This is a genomic window from Stieleria tagensis, assembly GCF_024129865.1.
GTDB lineage: Bacteria > Planctomycetota > Planctomycetia > Pirellulales > Pirellulaceae > Stieleria > Stieleria tagensis.
Genome location: NZ_JAMYFE010000043.1, coordinates 34539 through 49133, shown reverse-complemented (window position 1 = coordinate 49133; position 14595 = coordinate 34539). Strand labels below are relative to the sequence as shown.

At 58.1% G+C, this 14595-nt stretch carries 8 protein-coding genes; 1 reads left to right on the top strand and 7 read right to left on the bottom strand.

What is annotated here, in order from left to right:
* Nucleotides 1-159: 159 nt before the first annotated feature.
* Nucleotides 160-1761, bottom strand: a complete 1602-nt coding sequence (locus tag NHH03_RS10310; RefSeq protein WP_315861442.1) for an arylsulfatase — start codon at nt 1759-1761, stop codon at nt 160-162.
* Nucleotides 1762-1963: 202 nt separating this feature from the next.
* Complete coding sequence (locus NHH03_RS10305) at nt 1964-3262, bottom strand: outer membrane protein assembly factor BamB family protein (RefSeq protein WP_253155870.1); 1299 nt, start codon at nt 3260-3262, stop codon at nt 1964-1966.
* A gap of 118 nt (nt 3263-3380) precedes the next feature.
* On the opposite strand from NHH03_RS10305, the gene NHH03_RS10300 reads away from it, so the two are divergent.
* On the top strand, nt 3381-5039 hold the full coding sequence (locus NHH03_RS10300; protein ID WP_253155868.1) for a ThuA domain-containing protein: 1659 nt from the start codon (nt 3381-3383) through the stop codon (nt 5037-5039).
* Between the two features lies 1 nt (nt 5040).
* On the opposite strand, the gene NHH03_RS10295 is transcribed toward NHH03_RS10300, so the two are convergent.
* The 5 genes from NHH03_RS10295 to murQ form a co-directional block, all read right to left on the bottom strand.
* Nucleotides 5041-7542: a serine/threonine-protein kinase gene (locus NHH03_RS10295; protein WP_253155866.1), complete on the bottom strand. Its 2502-nt coding sequence runs from the start codon at nt 7540-7542 to the stop codon at nt 5041-5043.
* Between the two features lie 48 nt (nt 7543-7590).
* On the bottom strand, nt 7591-11145 hold the full coding sequence (locus NHH03_RS10290; protein ID WP_253155864.1) for an efflux RND transporter permease subunit: 3555 nt from the start codon (nt 11143-11145) through the stop codon (nt 7591-7593).
* Between the two features lie 6 nt (nt 11146-11151).
* A complete protein-coding gene (locus tag NHH03_RS10285; RefSeq protein ID WP_253155862.1) occupies nt 11152-12480 on the bottom strand; it encodes an efflux RND transporter periplasmic adaptor subunit in 1329 nt (442 codons plus the stop codon).
* Between the two features lie 215 nt (nt 12481-12695).
* Complete coding sequence (locus tag NHH03_RS10280; protein ID WP_253155860.1) at nt 12696-13661, bottom strand: N-acetylglucosamine kinase; 966 nt, start codon at nt 13659-13661, stop codon at nt 12696-12698.
* Complete coding sequence (murQ, locus tag NHH03_RS10275) at nt 13658-14593, bottom strand: N-acetylmuramic acid 6-phosphate etherase (RefSeq protein ID WP_253155858.1); 936 nt, start codon at nt 14591-14593, stop codon at nt 13658-13660. The genes NHH03_RS10280 and murQ overlap by 4 nt, the downstream gene beginning before the upstream one ends.
* Between the last annotated feature and the right edge of the window lie 2 nt (nt 14594-14595).

The window sequence follows — 14595 nt, the reverse complement described above, 5'->3', positions numbered from 1 at the left end:
TCAACCTCACCCTGAAAACCCGCCCTATTGAGCCGTGAGCGAAGCTGGACGACCTGCAAGCGGGCGAGTGAATTGCAAATGCGCTGGCTTCAAAACTGACGCGTCGGGTTACCAACAACCAATGCCACACGCATCAACCTGCGAGCACCCGATCCTTCTCTATTTCTTGTTCTTCAAGAACTCGTACATGTTGAATCGGACGGGAAAGCGAACGCCGGTTTCGGTGGCCCAGGTCTCCCATTGCTTGATCATCTCTGCACGCCGCTGAGGCTGCTGTTGAGACAAATCATGCAGTTCGGTCCGGTCGTTGGACAGGTCGTACAGTTCCCAGGGGTGCTCGTACTCGCGGACCAATTTCCATTGTCCGTCGCGGACCGCCGCGTTGCCTTCGTGTTCCCAAAACAACGGTTCGCTATGGATCGGTTCTCGGACGCCTGAGAGCAGTGGCACGATCGATTTGCCTTGACAGGCGGGCACGCTGTCTGGGTAGCTGCCCCCGGACAGATCGATCAACGTCGTCATGAAGTCCTGCAAGTAGGCCGGTTGCTGGATCAGCGTGCCGCGGTCCTGAGCCGCGATTCCGCGTGGCCAATGTGCGATCATCGGCGTGCAAGCACCGCCTTCGTGGACATAGTGTTTGTACTTGCGATACGGCGTGTTGCAGGCGCCGGCCCAATGCATCCCGATTCGGACTCCGTCAACAGTTTCCAGCGGTGGGTTCTTGACCATCGCCTCGCCACCCTTGCCAAACGGTCCGCCCTCTTGGCAGGCACCATTGTCTGACAGAAAGAAAATCACGGTGTCGTCAAACTGGTCGATCGATTTCAGATGGTCGACCAATTTGCCGATGTTCTGATCGATTGAATCCACGCACCCGGCATAGGCTGCCATCACGGCGTCCAAGCGGTCACGCTGTTTCTGCGGGAGGCTGTCCCACTTGGGGCCCGGATGCGGCGCTGGTTGAGTGCCCTCGGCCAGGATCCCCAGTTCACGCTGGCGGCGGTTGCGCGCTTCGATCAACTGATCCCAGCCGCCCTGGTACTTGCCACGATACTTTTGAAAGTCCTCCCACTTGGCGTTCAGTGGCCAGTGCGGCGCATTGTAGGCCAGGTACAGAAAGAAGGGCTGGTCCTCCTGTTGGACGGCTTCGTCGATGTATCCGATGGCTTTGTCGGTGAACGTGTCCGTTGCATAAAAGTCATCCGGCACCTCAGTGGCTTGTTCGCCTTCGGTCAGGCCGCGGTCGCCGCCGGGTTTGAAATAATTGATCGCGCCGCTGATGCATCCGTAGTAACGATCGAACCCTCGTTGCAGCGGCCAGCAAGCTTTGTTTTCAGCTCCCAAGTGCCATTTACCGGTCATCAGCGTTTGATAGCCCGCTGATTTCAAGACGCTAGCGATCGTTGTGCAGTTGTCGTTCAAATAGCCTTGGTAGGGGCCTTCAAATCCGAGGGGTTTCCCCGGTGATGCCGTCATGTGACCGATGCCGACTTGGTGCGGCTGCAGACCTGTGATCAGACTGGCACGTGTTGGACAACAACGTCCCTGGTTGTAGAACTGCGTGAATCGCAAACCGCCGGCGGCCAAGGCATCAATATTTGGTGTTTCAATCTCGCCGCCATAACATCCCAAATCGGAATAACCCATGTCGTCCACCAGCACGATGATGACGTTCGGGCGGGTTCCAGAGAGTCTATTCGCGGCGCAGGCGTGGTCGCTGTGGCACGCCGTGAAACCGCAGGCAACAAGTGCAGCGGCCACAAGCAATGGGCGGCAAGGGAGGAATCGAAACAAGGTGGCGCTCCGGTAGGCAACGTGAATGAGAAAGGAGGGGGATTGTCGCTTTGAGATTCGCAGCGGGGCAAGGCATTGTCATGGCCAACCGATCGCAATTCCACCTTATTCGGTGGAAATGAATGATTGCTGAGTTTCTTTACTTAGCCGATTGATTTCCGTCGGATCGCTAGCGAATCGCCAGCAGGTATTCTTGACGATGGCCGACTTGTTTGGCCACACGCAGATACAGGGTGTCGTCGACAAACACAGGGGACGCAAAAATTTCGTCACCCAGTTTGCTTTGGCCGCGATCCTTGTAACCGTCGGGTGAAGCGGCGAAAGCAAATCCGTTTCCGGTTTCACTGAACACATACAGGGTGTCACCAACCAACAGCGGGGAACTGCTGTATTTGCCACCGAGTCGTTGACGCCACATCAGTTCCCCATCGCGACATCGCCAGCAAAACGCCACGCCGCTATCTGCGACGGCAAACAACAATCCGTCGTGAGCCAGCAACGATTGCTCGTAACATTTGCTTGAATTGGACCAGCGCTCGGAACGCTTGCCATCGTCCGTCGTTCCGTTGGCCGCGATGCAAACGGTTTTATTTCCTGGGTAGCCGCCGCTGGCAAAGACCAGGTCGTTGTCCCAAACCATCGTGCCACAGGTCGCCATCGTCGCAGCGCCGTCGACTTTCCATAGCATCGTTCCATCATCGGGCGAGTAGGCGGCGACCATCTCGCCACCACTCAGTAACAGTTGGTCCCGCTGGGCAATGTTGGCAACGATCGGAGACGAAAAACTGGTTTTGCCAGGGCGTTTCACTTTCCAAATCGGTTTGCCAGTTCGGCGATCGACGGCTGCCAAAAACGATTGACCATCGAAGTCGGCGTTGATGATGACGCTGTCGCGGTAAACCAACGGCGAAGCGGCATAGCCGTATTTGTATTGGTTGGGGTGATAGCGACCGATGTTCTGTTGCCAGATGATTTTGCCCGTGGTCGATAGTTTGGTCAGCCAAATCGCATCCGAGTTATAAAACGCGGCAAACAACCCTTCGCCGTCATAGGCCAGTGTCGGAGACGCCTCGGTATTGTTGCGATGGTTATCGCCAGGGATGCCGCCGTCGTGCACGACTTGCGTCCAGTCCGGTTTGCCGTCGCGGCGGAAGGCCAACACCGACTGGGTGCCGGCGGTTTTGTCCGCCGTCGTCAAATAGATCGAATCGTCCACCACGATCGGCGAGCTATGCCCACGACCCGGGACCTCAACTGACCAAGCGACGTTCTGGTCGGCGATGCCCGCCGGCGGGGTGGCGCCCGCGGCGGCGGTGTTTTTCCCATCTGGCCCGCGCCAGCCCCACCACTGCCTCGGGCCCGAACCGGCCGCGGACGCTCTGCCAGCCAGCGCGGCGGTGGATAGCGACGCACCGGCAATCATTGCCGCGCGGCGATTGAAGCAATGGGTTTCTGTTGATCGTGCCATGTGGAGTTTCCTGCGGATGCCGTGGCAATCGTATTCGAGTATGGCCATGCTGGGATCGGTTAGACTGGGAATCCCTTCCTGGTCCTCCGTCCCGCCGCCAACCCACTTTGATTCTGTGATGAAATCGCTTTTTTTCCTTTTGGGAATTCTGTCGGCTTTGGCCGGAAGCTCAAGTGGTCTGCTCTGGGCTCAATCGATTGAACTCGAGCTGCGATCCCAACAGCCCACCGCGGCAGATTCTAACCGATTTCATCGTCTGACTCGCGACGAGCAGTGGGTCCCGGCACAGACGGCGGTGATCGTGTGTGACATGTGGGATGCCCATCATTGTCTGAATGCGGTGCGACGAGTCACTCAATTGGCACCTCGGATGAATGCCTTTTGTGAACTTCTGCGCGACCAAGGGGTGACGATCATTCACGCACCAAGTGGTTGTATGGATGCCTATCGCAACCATCCCGCGCGTCTGCGGATCGAACGGGTCGCGGCGGCCAAATCACAGCCCGATCAAATCGATGATTGGTGTGATCAAATCCCCAGCGAGGAAGTCGCCGCCTATCCGATCGATCAATCCGACGGCGGAGAAGACGACGATCCCGAGCAGCATCAGCAATGGGCCGAGCGATTGGCCGCAATCGGCCGCAACCCCAAAGCACCTTGGCAGCAGCAAACCGACGTCATTCGGATTGACCCACAGCGAGATTACATCAGCGACAGCGGCAGTGAGATTTGGAGCGTTTTAGATGCCAATCAAATTCGCAATGTGATTCTGGTCGGCGTGCACACCAACATGTGTGTCCTTGGTCGTCCCTTTGGTTTGCGACGTCTGGCTGCGGCAGGAAAAAACGTGGTTCTGGCACGGGATTTAACCGACACAATGTACAACCCTGGTGCCTGGCCCTACGCCAATCATTTCACGGGTACCGATTTGATCATCAACCATGTCGAGCGCTATGTCTGTCCGACGATCACCAGTGATCAGGTCCTAGGTGACCAGCCCTTTCGTTTTGCCGGTGACCAGCGCACGCGATTGTTGATGCTAATCGCGGAAGACGAATACGAAACCCAACGCACATTGCCGGCATTTGCCGCGACCCATTTGAGCCAACACTTCAGCGTCGATGTGGCTTGGGGAAGTGACAGCGAGCGAAATGAAATGGTGGGGGTGCAGCAGTTGGCCGCTGCGGATGCATTGTTGGTCAGTGTCCGTCGTCGCGCGCTGCCGGCGGCGGACCTAGCCTTGATTCGTCAGTTCATTGCCGAGGGAAAACCCGTGATCGGAATTCGCACGGCCAGTCATGCGTTTTCGTTGCGGGGCAAGGAACCGCCAGCGGGGACTGCGGTTTGGCCGACGTTTGACGGCGACGTGTTCGGCGGAAACTACAGCAACCATTTTGGCAATTCATTGCAAACGAATGTTCTGCCGCTCGCTGATGGTGCCGAACATCCGATCTTGGACGCCACTGATGTGGTAGCGATCAAACCCGCCGGGTCGCTCTACAAGGTGACCCCGTTGGCCGCCGGGACACGTGTATTGTTTTCCGGGCAAGTCGATGGAAACGACGCCCAACCGCTGGCGTGGACGTTTGTTCGCAATGATGGCGGCCGTTCTTTCTACACCTCGCTCGGTCACCCCGGCGATTTTCGCCAACCGGAATTCCAGGCGCTCTTAGCGGCCGGGATTCATTGGGCATGCGGGCGACCGGCTGAATCGCTGGACCATATCAATCGACAAAGCAAACGCTACGCTGCGGGCGGCGGCAAGCAACGCAATTGAATCAGCGAGGCTCTAAAATGCGGGTTACGATTCCGATTCGGGCTCGCTCGCCGGTGGAACCGAGTTGGACGCGGGTGGCAAAAAACGTTTTGCCGTCACCGATTTCCATCAACTTGGAATCGGCCGTGTAGAAATCTTTGAGTTGCGGGATCTCTTGTGTGATTTGTTCTTCGTTGACCAAATCCGTGATCTTGCCATTCTCATAGCGCATCACTGTGATGCCGTTGGCGTCGGTGATGCGAACGTCGACGTTTTCGCGTGCCTCGGCAGAGAGCAACTGTTCCAGGCGATGACGCAGATCAAGTTCGATGACGTTGATTCCAAAGAACTCACCGTCGCTGTCATGCACCGCGCTGATCCCGCTGAGTACCAATGGCGAGCGGTGGTTGGTCGGTACATCGGGAGCAATTTGGTCGTTCGTGACCAGCACCACCACGCCGGGACGCATCGCTTCGAGCAATTCGAAATTGGCTTCCGAGTCGTCACTGGGACTGGAAATCAGTAGTTGTTTTCGAGGGACCTGCATGGTTCGCTGGCCGGCTGCAATTCGCTCGGTGCGGACCAATTCCCGATACGAGAAATCCGGTTGGCGAATGCAACTGGTCATCATCAAGTAGGACGGGTTGGCGTTGAGCAAACCGGCAAACAAATCGCCTTGACGCCGCAGCCACTGTTTGGGGCTGAGCAATCGGAGTTCCGCTTCGTACAACCCGTCTGCGCCGGCGCTGTCGGCTGGTTGATCGATTGACTGGCTGGATTGGTTTTCAGCCGCCGGGCGATCTGGTGTGGCATCCGAGGCGGTCAGCCCGCGCTGGGACTGTGTGATCGCTTGCATCAGCGGCAATTCGGTGATGAACCGCAGGTCGCGCTCCAACTCGTTGGCTTCTAATTTCAAGTGGATCTGCAGGTCACGGGCGGATTCTTTCACCGACGCGTAGCGCGCGTCGATCAGCGATTGACGTCCCTGACGCGCCGCAAACGCCACGATCAGTCCGGCGACGACAACCAACGAGATCAACAGCATCAGCGATTGTGCCAGTGTCGGGTGATTGGCCATCCACCGACTCAAACGACGTTTCATCGGAGCTTCATAGGCGGTCACCGGAGTGCCAGCCATGTAGCGTTGGACGTCTTCGGCCAATTCGGTGGCTGTCTCGTACCGCAAGTAGCGTTTTGTCGACAGCGCTTTCAAACAGATCGCGTTGAGTTCTGGTGACACGCTCGGGCGCACGGTCTGGGGTGCCGGCACGGGTTGGGAAACGATTCGCGACAGGATTTCGGTGGCGGCGACGTGTGTGTTCAATGACTCGACGGTCGATTGGTGCGGACCGACGCCGGTCAAAATGGCGTACAAAATACCGCCCAGGCCGTAGATGTCCGTCAGCTCGTCGACTTCGTCCAGTCGACCAGCGGCCTGTTCGGGTGCCATGTACAGCGGCGTCCCGATCACACGGGCGGCGGCCAGTGAACCGGTGCTGTGCAGATCGGCCGGTTCGGTGCGTCCGTTGACGTTGTACACGCCCGTTTCGTCATTGACTTTGGCCAGTCCCCAGTCCAATAAGGTGACTTTATCGAATCGGTCCAACGCAATATTGGCGGGTTTCAAATCGCGATGGATTACACGTCGGGAATGGGCGTGTCCTACCGACTGGCAGATGCTGACGAACGCTGTCAACATCCGGTGCAGTGCCATCGGGTCATCGTTGCCCAAACCACGTCGCTCGTGGTATTCGGACAATGCGTCTTGCAGTGTCTTGCGTCCCAGGAAACGCATCACATAAAACACCTTGCCCGTCGTTTCATCGCGACCATATTGATAGATCGGCACGATGCCGGGATGTTCCAACCGGCCCGTGATTTCGGCTTCACGGCGAAAGTGTTCCAGCGCGACATCATCCGGGGCGATGTCACGATTGATCTCTTTGATCGCGACATATCGCTGCAGATTCTCGTCACGCGCCAACCACACCACGCCCAGCCCGCCCTGCCCCAGTTTGCGCAGCAGCGTGTATCTGGCGTCGACTTGACGGTCCTGGACCTCGATTCCCTGCATCATGCTGGAATCTGCGATCCCCAGCAACTTGGCCAGCCGGCCGTCTGGATCCAAATCCACCAGCCACTTTGTGCTGTCGGTCGCAGCGGAACCGTTGGTCGCGGTGCGGTCGGCCAACCGGGTCAACAGACTTTGCGCGGATTGTTCGATCTCGTTGGCTTTTTGAATCGAAAGCAGCCCACAGGCGACGATGTGATCTGCCAAGCTCGCCGCACCAAATGCTGTCCAGCTTTTGGCGACGGCAGCCAAACGACGCTCGGTCACCCAACCGGTTCGCAGCAGCGCCGCGGCAAACGCCAAATCGCATTCTTGCTTGGAAACCGTGTGGGTGCCGATCTTCACCACCGGCTGCGATTCCAATTCCTCCTGCAGCAGTGTGGCGTCTAGTTCGGCGGACATCCGCGGCTCCGGCGTGGGCCGGGTGTGCGGATCGGTGGCGGGTTCACTCATTCGGCAGAGGGGGGGCAAGCTGGCGGCACGATCAGAGTTTGGTTGGACTCAATATAGTCCCTGGATTTCCTTCGTCGCGTCAACTTTTTCGTCCGGGTCCAGATCAGCGAGCAGACTGCTCGGGCGCGGCGGATTCAACGCAGCCTGGTCCGATAATTGCGATTGGCTATCCCAGGACGTGGGACGCATCGTCGCGGCGGGACTGAGGAACGCTTTTAGATCCATCAGCAAAACGAACACAACCGGGACCAACACCAACGTGAAACAGGTCGAGACGATCATCCCCCCCAGGAAAACGACCCCCAGTCCGCGATAAAGTTCACTCCCGGCACCCGGAAACAGCACCAGCGGCAGCAAACCCAACACAGTGGTCAGCGTCGTGATGCAAATCGGCCGAATCCGCGTCCGCACGCTTTCCGGAACCGCTTGGATCGGTTTCAAGTTCTCTTCACGCATGTGCACCAGCGATTGATGGACAATCAAGATCGCATTATTGACCACCGTCCCGATCAAGATGATGAATCCCAGCATGGTTAGCACGTCGAGTGATTGGGTGACAAAAAAGTTCAACACCCAAAGTCCGATGATGCCACCAACAGCACCTAGTGGCACGCTAAAGATCACGACCAGCGGATACAGCCAGGATTCAAACAGAGCCGCCATCAACAGGTAGGTGATCAATAACGCCAGCAGAAAGTTGAACTGCAACGCGTCCCACGCCTCTCGCAATTTATCCGCCGTCCCTGAAAGCGCAACAAAGTACTCGCTGCCGATCATGCCCTCGTCGATCAGTGGGCCAATGATTTCGCCGTTGACCAGTTCCATCGCGGCTTCCAATGGCATCTCCGGTGGCGGGCTGACCTGCACGGTGATTGCCCGCAATCGTTCGCGGCGTTGGATCTGTTCCGGCCCGCTGCCGTAACTCATATCGGCCACCGCCATCAACGGCACGACTTCACCATCGCCGGTTGCCAACGGAAGCGACATTAAATCCTGGGGTTCGATACTGCCATTGTCTCTGCCTTTGATCGTCATGTCGATCTTTTCGCCACCGACGAAGTAGTCGCCGGCATAGGCACCGTCGACCAGTGCGTTGACCACGTATCCCAAATCGGTCGTGTCGATTCCCATTTCCGAGGAAGCCAACAATCGAGGCTTCAAATGAATTTCGGGGCTGGCGAGTTCCAGACTGGGTTCGGCGGAGGCTTGGCCGCCGGGCATCAAGCGATCGACATCGTCCAAAACACGTGCGGCGATCTCCACCATGCGTTCCAGTTCTGGACCCGAGATTTCGATATCGATCGTCCGCCCGCTCGTGAGTCCGCGTCCGAACAGGCTGGACTGGGCACCGATCACACGAACACCCGGCAACCCTCTGCCAGCGCTGCGAACCAATGGGATCAGTTCCGCGGCGCGTGAGTCGTCGCGGGCGCGGAATCCCATGAACAGACTGCGATCACGGATCGAGCAAAAATAATAATCAATCGCGGGAGCGTCGGACCCGTCGGTCGGTCCACTGTCCTGGTCGATGTCCCAGTACGGACGCAGGCGTTCTTCGACGGTGGCACCGATGTCGGACAATTCGTCCAGGTTGTAACCCGGCGGCAACGAAAAACGTGCGAAAACGAAGTTTCGATTTCCGGTTGGCAAGTACTCGACTTTCGGCCACAGCAAGTAACTGATTCCGATCGAGGCTGTGGTCATCAACAATGCCACCGCGATCGAGCGCAGCCGTGACCCAAGAATCCAAGTGTTTAAACCAACGATCGCGTTGACCAAGCCGGATGCCGCCCCCTGGACCAGTCGCTCCAGGGGGCCTGATTTCGACTGCGCTTTCTGTGGACGCAGAAACAGTCGCGAGGCGGCGGTGGGGATCACCGTGAACGAAACCAGCAGGGAAAACGCGATCCCGCAACTGATCGCCAACGCGATGTCACGAAACAATTGCCCGGCGGTCGCCTGGACAAAAATCACAGGCAAGAACACGGCGATCGTGGTCAGGGTCGAAGCAACGATGGCGCCGGCGACTTCGCTGACACCGCGTGTGGAAGCAACAAAAGCGGATTCGCCCAGTTGCCGACGACGGGTGATGTTCTCCAAGACCACGACGGCGTTGTCGACCAACATCCCCACGGCAAACGCCATTCCGGCCAGTGAAATCACGTTCAGCGATCGGCCCAACAAAGTCATGCACAAGAACGCGCCGGCGATACTGATAGGGATGGCTACCGCAGCAACCAACGCCCCCCGTGCGACGCGAAATCCGAACCCAAAAATCAATGCCATGGTGGCCAGGTAAAACCAAGGCGAAACATACACCGATGCGACCGCGGTCGCCGCGATCACCACACTGGCCAGCATCGTGGTGCGTCCAAAGTGCAAGAACAACATCAAAACGATGATGGTCGCCGCACTGCCGATCAGCATGTTTTGGACGACCAAGTCGATCGACGATTCGATGTATTCGGTTTCGTCGTAGTATTGAAATAACTCCAGGCCTTCGCGAGCCAAAAAGCCTTCGTTCAATTCAAGCTCTGCGGCGCGCAATCCCTTCATCACCTCCAAAACATTTGCTCCAGTGACACGACTGACGCTGATCCCAATGCTTTCGGTGCCATAGCGACGGGAAATGCTGTCGCGATCCTTGTAACCCAGTTTGACTTCGGCGACATCGCCGATGTAGACACGGGTGTTGCCGTCAGAAACCAACAGTTGGCGGGCGACTTGTTGGGGATCGCGAAACTGACCCAGCGTGCGGATCACCCAACTGCGTTTGCCTTGGAAAATGTCTCCGGCGGTGGTGTCGCTGTTCTGGCGATTCAGCGCGTCTCGGACTTGGCCGATGGTGATTTGCCGCGTCGCCAGTTTTTCCGGATCGACGATCACCTGCAACTCTTCTTCACGGCCGCCCCGCGTTTCGGCATCCGACACGCCACCGACACGTTCCAGTCTCGGTTCGACAAAGTTCTCCGAAAACTTGCGCAGTTTTTCCAGGTTGATCGGCGGTGGACGCAGCGTTTCCAATTCAGGGTGCTCGGCCAAATGTTCGTCCAAACAGTTATTCAGTCGGAACACGCGGAGTGCCGAATTACTGGCCTGCTTGGCCGGTTCCAACAGTTCGGCGATCGCCGGGTTGGCGGATTGGAACGACGCGATTTGCTCGGTTCCAGGGGGGCGTGGGGTGAGTGCAAATCGAGCGATCGGGCGGTCGCCGACATCGGACGCTTCGATCACCGGTTCGCCGGCGTCCAGGGGATACTCGCGAACCTGTTGCAGACGTGTGTTGACCCGCGCCATTGCGTCATCAATGTTGGTTCCGATTTCGAATTCCAGCGTGATTTCGGCGTTGGAAACGCTGCAGTTGCTGGACAGTTTGACCAGCCCTTCGACGCCCTGCAGTTGTTCCTCTTGCTCGAGCACGATTTCACGCTCGATTTCCTGGGGGCTGGCCCCGGGCCAATTCGTTTCGATGGTTAGCACCGGGTTTTGAACCTCGGGCACCAATTGTTTGGGGATCATTCCCAGCGATAGGGTTCCGAACAACGCCGCCAGAATTGCACCGACGTAGACTTTGACCGGATTGCGGATCAGTGTTTCAAACATTGCGTCTCAGCCGTCAACGACGGTGACCTCCACGGTTTGACCGGGGGTCAATCCCTCGTTGCCACGGGTGACGACCAGTTCGTCGGGTTGCAATTGGCCGGTGACTGAAATCGATCCACCGTCGGCGATACCCAGTCGAACGGGCACTCGACGCACGGTTCCAGTGCGTGTGTTTTGCGAGGCGGTCGGTTGGTCATTGAAGTCAACGACGTACACCGACTGTTGCACCTGTTCCAAGACGATCGCGTCGGTCGGCACAAAGGTGGATTCGAGTTGCGGTCCGACGGGCAAGTGGATTTTGACCACCATCCCGGACATCAAAATGGGAATGTCGTCGTCGATTCGGTTTTCAACGCGGATCAAAATCGGAAACGTTCGTGCCCGCGTGTCGGCCGACGGGACGATGCGTTCGAGCGTACCGAGCAGCAATTCCTGTGGTCGTTCGGAGCATTCAATGCGAATTGATTGGCCGGGTTTCAGCGACACGATTTGGGCTGCAGGCACAGCGACTTCAACCTGCACGGTGTCCAGTTCGATCAAATCGATCACCGGTGCGCCGGCTGTGATCCAGGCACCGGCTTCGGTGTATTCAGCAGTGATGTATCCATCGAACGGTGCGATCACGGTGTGCTTTTGCAATCGATCTTCTAACAATCGAACCTGTTCGCGTTGTAGGTCCACACTCGCCTGGGCCTGGGCAACTTGTTCGGCGCGCGGCCCGGCGACCAAACGTTGGTGGGCGATCGTCTCGGCCAGCAACAGCTTTTTCGACGAATCCGCTTCGGCGATCGCCACATCGACTTCGTCGGCCGACGCGGCGCGGGATTCGATTAACCGTTCGATACGTTGCAATTGGCTGGACGAGCGCAGCGCGATGGCGGCGGCGGCTTCCATACGCGCCTTGGCTTCGGCGATGTCTTCATCACGCGATCCGGTTTCCAGTTCGGCCAATTGATGCTGGACCAAACGAAGCTGGGCTTTGGCGGCTTCCAATTCAATCTTGACGACCTCGGTTTGTAGCTGAGCGATCGAATCGCCAGCTTCCAGTCGGGCACCTCGTTTGAGCGTCAATTCACGGACGCGTCCGGCCAGTGCGCAACCGATTGTCGTTTTGCGGCTTGGCGTGACCGTGCCCAGCAATTGGTACGACGAATTGGATTGCCCCACACGAATTCGCGCGGCGGTCACCGGTGGCAGTTCGTCTTGTGCCGCTGTCACCGAGCACAGGCAGCATGCCATCAGCAGGGACACCATCAGCGGCGATTGGGCGCGTCGGTTGGGAATGGCAGCGTTGAATCGGCCGAGCGGCGGCGGGGCAGGACGCAGTGCAATCATGCGATGGATGTCCCCATCGATTCGCAGTGACTGCGGCCGACGAGACAGATTTTGGAGGGATTGGGTGGGACTGGCGGGACGTGCATCTTAATCAACCGCGCCCGCCGCGACCACGTTCTGCGGAAACCATGGCCGGCAAAATGACAGCTTCGTTGATGACGCGAAAACCGCTGCATCCCGGGCAAACGGTTGCGATCGATCGCCGGTCGTTCGCTTTATTCGGCGCCGGCGATGCGAATCGCCCCTGCCACCGGTGTGCTGACCACCGCCATTTTTTCTGCTAGGTCCGGTAGCTTTTCAGCCAATCGTTGCCGCAGCAGCGGTTGATGCACCAGGACGCCTCCACCGAGTGCCAGAATCGGTGACAGCCCCGAATCTTCGGAGCCGAAATTCAGTCGTGGGGCCAGTGAATGAACCATCGCAGAGAGTCCTTCGACGGCTTGGTCAACAATCCCCGAAGCGACCGCGTCCTCGGACGCCGCAGCGAACACGACTTCGCTCAATCGCGCCACGGCGCCACGGTCGGTCGATCCACCGTAAATACTTTCAATTAGCTGAGATGATTTTTCGATCTTCAGCCATTGGCACAGCGCGTCTAGCAACACGGTGCGCTCGCCACGTCCATCGGCAAATTTTGCTGCCGCGGTCAGGCCGGCAACTCCGATCGCGTACCCGCTGCCTTCATCGCCAAACAAATACCCCCACCCGCCGCAGCGATCGGTCAGCCCGTCAACACCGCGTCCCCAGGCATAGGATCCCGTCCCACAAATCAACGCGATGCCGACCTGCTGTGGCGATGCGGCTGCCAGGATCGGTTGGGCATCATCGGTCACCGCCAGGCTAGCCGGATTGAAACGTGTCTGAGCCCAATCGGTCATCTGTTGTTTTTCACGCTCCCGACCCACACCGGCGACCGACAAACACAGTTTGATTTGACAGGGTTGGGTCGCATGGTCCAGCCGGATGCCGGCGTCAACCAAAGCGTTCTGAATCGCTTGTTCGATCGCTCGGCATGCCGTGTCAAACCCGTTCGCAGTGGGATTGGCCGGACCGCTGGATCCCCGTCCCAATGGTTGTGGGTGAATCAGTTCCAACGCATCGGCTTCATCGACGACCCAAGCGGTGGTCTTGCTGCCGCCGGCATCAACGCCGATCAAAAGGGTCCGCGAAAATTCAGTCATGGTTGATTACGAGGTAAGTGGGACGCAATGGCCGGTCGCAATTGGCCACCGAATTGTTTTAAAAGAGCGCGGGCCGAATCGGGGCTGACGTCACGCAGCACCGCAACGACGGTCGTTTTTAATTCGCCCGAACATTGATCAAGTGCCTCCGCAGCCTGGGCGCGGTCGAGTCCGGTTAGCTGCGAAACCAAACGGATGCTGCGTGCCAGCAGTTTTGAATTCGACGCTCGCAGATCGACCATCAAATTGCCATAGGTCTTTCCCAGTCGAACCATCGTGCCGGTGGTCAACATGTTCAAGACCAATTTGGTGGCTGTGCCGGCTTTCATGCGTGTCGAACCGCTAATCAGTTCCGGACCGACGATCGGGGTGATCATCAGCCTGGCAACGTCGGCCATCGGCGAGTCCGCGTTGCAGGCCAGGCCGATCGGGTAGGCTCCCACATCGGCCGCATGTCGCAGGGCTCCGATCACGTAAGGCGTGCGACCACTGGTGGCGATTCCGACCAGCACGTCTTGATCGCACAACTCGATCGCCGCCAGATCCGTGACGGCCTGTTGCGGATCATCCTCGGCGCCTTCGATCGCTTGCCGCAGCGCCGAATCACCGCCGGCAATCAATCCGACGACCATTTCCGGCGGTGTGCTGAAAGTCGGTGGGCATTCAGAGGCGTCCAGTACACCCAATCGACCCGACGTTCCGGCGCCGATGTAGACCAATCGGCCGCCTTGGCGGAGTCGGTCGGTGATGACGTCGATGGCCGCAGCAATTGCATCGGACTCCGCCTCGACCGCGGCCGCGATCAAGGCGTCGTCGGCATTGATCAAACGGACGATTTCGAGCGTCGACAGGGTATCGATTTGTCGGGACCGTGGATTCGACGCCTCGGTGGTTAGCTGGTCGATCTCGGGTTCAGCTGGCTGGTGGGACATTG

What these genes read in the sequence shown, in the direction of transcription:
- NHH03_RS10305 (WP_253155870.1), bottom strand. Translation starts at nt 3,262, where the DNA reads ATGGCACGATCAACAGAAACCCATTGCTTCAATCGCCGCGCGGCAATG.
- NHH03_RS10300 (WP_253155868.1), top strand. Translation starts at nt 3,381, where the DNA reads ATGAAATCGCTTTTTTTCCTTTTGGGAATTCTGTCGGCTTTGGCCGGA.
- NHH03_RS10295 (WP_253155866.1), bottom strand. Translation starts at nt 7,542, where the DNA reads ATGAGTGAACCCGCCACCGATCCGCACACCCGGCCCACGCCGGAGCCG.
- NHH03_RS10290 (WP_253155864.1), bottom strand. Translation starts at nt 11,145, where the DNA reads ATGTTTGAAACACTGATCCGCAATCCGGTCAAAGTCTACGTCGGTGCA.
- NHH03_RS10285 (WP_253155862.1), bottom strand. Translation starts at nt 12,480, where the DNA reads ATGATTGCACTGCGTCCTGCCCCGCCGCCGCTCGGCCGATTCAACGCT.
- NHH03_RS10280 (WP_253155860.1), bottom strand. Translation starts at nt 13,661, where the DNA reads ATGACTGAATTTTCGCGGACCCTTTTGATCGGCGTTGATGCCGGCGGC.
- murQ (WP_253155858.1), bottom strand. Translation starts at nt 14,593, where the DNA reads ATGTCCCACCAGCCAGCTGAACCCGAGATCGACCAGCTAACCACCGAG.